Below are 2,636 nucleotides of genomic sequence, written 5' to 3'. Positions count from 1 at the left end.
AGTGGCGGGACTGGAAGTGGCGGGACTGGAAGTGGCGGGACTGGAAGTGGTGGCACTGGGAGTGGTGGGACTGGAAGTGGTGGGACTGGGAGTGGCGGGACTGGGAGTGGTGGCACTGGCAGTGGAGGAACAGGTAGCGGAGGGGATGGCGGCAGCGGTCATGGCGGCAGCGGTCATGGTGGTGGCGGTCATGGCGGCGGTGGCCAAGGTGGTGGCCAAGGCGGTGGTGGCCAAGGCGGCGGCGGTCATGGCGGTGGTGGTCATGGCGGCGGTGGCCAAGGTGGTGGTGGTCAAGGTGGTGGTGGCCAAGGCGGTGGTGGCCAAGGCGGCGGCGGTCATGGCGGCGGTGGCCAAGGTGGTGGTGGTCAAGGTGGCGGCGGTCATGGCGGTGGTGGTCATGGCGGTGGTAGTCATGGCGGGGGTGGCCAAGGTGGTGGTGGTCAAGGCGGCGGTGGCCAAGGTGGTGGAGGTCAAGGCGGTGGTGGTCAAGGCGGCGGCGGTCATGGCGGTGGTGGTCAAGGCGGCGGTGGCCAAGGTGGCGGTGGCCAAGGTGGTGGCGGTCATGGCGGTGGTGGCCAAGGCGGTGGTGGCCAAGGCGGTGGTGGCCAAGGCGGCGGAGGCCAAGGTGGTGGCGGTCAAGGCGGCGGCGGTCAAGGCGGCGGCGGTCAAGGCGGCGGTGGCCAAGGCGGCGGTGGCCAAGGCGGCGGTCATGGCAGCGCTGGCCAAGGCGGTGGCAGTCAAGGCGGTGGCAGTCAAGGTAGCGGTGGCCAAGGCGGTGGTGGCCAGGGCAGCAGCGGTCAAGGCGGCGGTGGTCACGCCGGTGGCCAAGGCGGCAGCGGTCAAGGCAACGGCGGTCAAGGCCAAGGCGGTGGCTTCGGCCGTGGCGGCGGCTTCGGCGGCGGCGTCGGCGGCGGTGGCCGCGGCCACTAACGCGGCGCCCGCAAAAATGCGGACAGGCTTCGGGCGGCCGGGCAACCGGCCTCCCGTTCCCACGTCGGGCCCAAGCGCACACCTGCCGGGCCGCTCACAGCAAACGAGCCGACAGCAACAAATCAGACACACGCACCACAACGCAGCGCCGGATCGAAGATCGCGCAAACGGTGTCGGGTTTTTGGGCCGCGTAATGACCACGCGGCTCGCGTTCATGCGTTTGCGCGCAGTACGAATGCGCCGGGCGTCGAGTTCCTGCAACAGCACTTCCGCATCGGCGTGATCGAGCAGCGGATTGCCGCTATCGTGATTGCGGAAGATCTCATGGAAAAGACCCCTCGACGCCTGCAATTGCCGCGCGCTTTTCTGCTGTGCGGGATGCTCCCGAAACACCCGCCCCGAACGCGCGCAATCGCGCGAAAGCGCCGCATCGAGAGTTCGGACGAGTCGACGCTGGTGGATGTCTTCTGGACCCGCGGACCCGGTACCCTGGCACTAACGCGCGCCACGGTGTCCGTGTTTAAATGCCGAGGCTTCGCTCGCCGCTCTCGAAAGCTGACAGTCAGAAGCGGGCGCATACGCAATGGTCCATTCATAACGGAGTTCGCGTTGAATAACAAACAGGCATCGTTGCCGCAAACGTCGTTGCGAATCGCGGCGGCCCAGGCTCAACCCGTTTCGGGCGACGTCACCGCCAACATCGCAAGAACGGTCGAACTGACCCGCCTCGCCGCCGATCACGGCGCGAAGCTGGTGGTATTCCCCGAGAAATTCCTGAGCGGATATGAGCCCGACCTGATTGCCGGCGATCCAACGAACTATGCATTCGATGCACACGATGCCCGGCTCGAACCGATTCGCAAGGTGTGCCGTCAGCGGGAGATTGCCGTCGTCGTCGGCGCGGCCACGCGCGGCGCGGACGGGCTTCGTATTTCCTCGCTGGTGTTCAACCGTCGCGGCGAGCAGATCGAGCCTTATCACAAGCAATACCTCTACCGTAGCGAGACGGAAATCTACCGGCCGGGCACGCACGGCGGCATGCTCGAACTCGACGGCTGGCGCCTCGCACTCGGCGTGTGCTACGACTCCGGCTTTCCGGAACATGCCCGGCTTGCCGCGCTCAACGGCGCGCACGCTTACCTGGTGAGCGCGCTCTTTAGCGTCAAGAGCGGTTATCACCAGTCACGCATCTGGTTTCCGGCGCGTGCCTTCGACAACACCGTGTACGTGCTCATGTCGAATCACGTCGGCACGACCGGCGGCTGGTCGACGTGCGGTTCGAGCGCGATCTGGAGCCCGTACGGCGATGTGCTGACCGAGGCGGGCCGCGAGCGCGACGAAGTCATCACCGCGCTACTCGATCCGGCCGTGCTGACCGACGTTCGTGCGCGCGAGACGGTACTGGCCGACTTCAACGCGCGAGGCGATGCGATGGCGGGCGACTACGTGGTGCAGAGCCTCGATTGATCGCGCCGACAGCTTGCGTCGATTACCGCGCCAACGCGCCAACGCGCCAACGCGCCAACGCGCCAACGAGCCCAACGAGCCCAACGAGCCCAACGAGCCCAACGAGCCCAACGAGCCCAACGAGCCCAACGAGCCCAACGAGCCCAACGCGCCCAACGCGCCCAACAAGCCCAACAAGCCCAACAAGCCCAACAAGCCCAACAAGCCCAACAAGCCCAACAAGCCCAACAAGCCCAAC

2 protein-coding genes and 1 pseudogene are annotated in these 2,636 nt (G+C 66.8%); 2 read left to right on the top strand and 1 reads right to left on the bottom strand.

Going from position 1 to position 2,636, the window contains the following annotated elements; genetic code table 11:
* Nucleotides 1–1,093: 1,093 nt before the first annotated feature.
* Nucleotides 1,094–1,386, bottom strand: a pseudogene (locus tag BUE39_RS33910) (DNA ligase-associated DEXH box helicase); the annotation flags it as partial.
* 1 nt (nucleotide 1,387) lies between these two features.
* Between BUE39_RS33910 and BUE39_RS31145 the strand changes: the two are divergent.
* Both BUE39_RS31145 and BUE39_RS35760 read left to right on the top strand, forming a co-directional pair.
* Complete coding sequence (locus BUE39_RS31145; protein WP_235005004.1) at nucleotides 1,388–2,398, top strand: carbon-nitrogen hydrolase family protein; 1,011 nt, start codon at nucleotides 1,388–1,390, stop codon at nucleotides 2,396–2,398.
* Nucleotides 2,399–2,411: 13 nt separating this feature from the next.
* The coding region (locus BUE39_RS35760) for a hypothetical protein (RefSeq protein WP_073432474.1) at nucleotides 2,412–2,636 on the top strand (225 nt) is incomplete at its 3' end.

Origin of the sequence: Paraburkholderia terricola (assembly GCF_900142195.1) — a bacterium.
Classification (GTDB): domain Bacteria; phylum Pseudomonadota; class Gammaproteobacteria; order Burkholderiales; family Burkholderiaceae; genus Paraburkholderia; species Paraburkholderia terricola.
The sequence above is the reverse complement of the archived record's forward strand: the minus strand, read 5'-3'. Positions and strand labels throughout refer to the sequence as shown.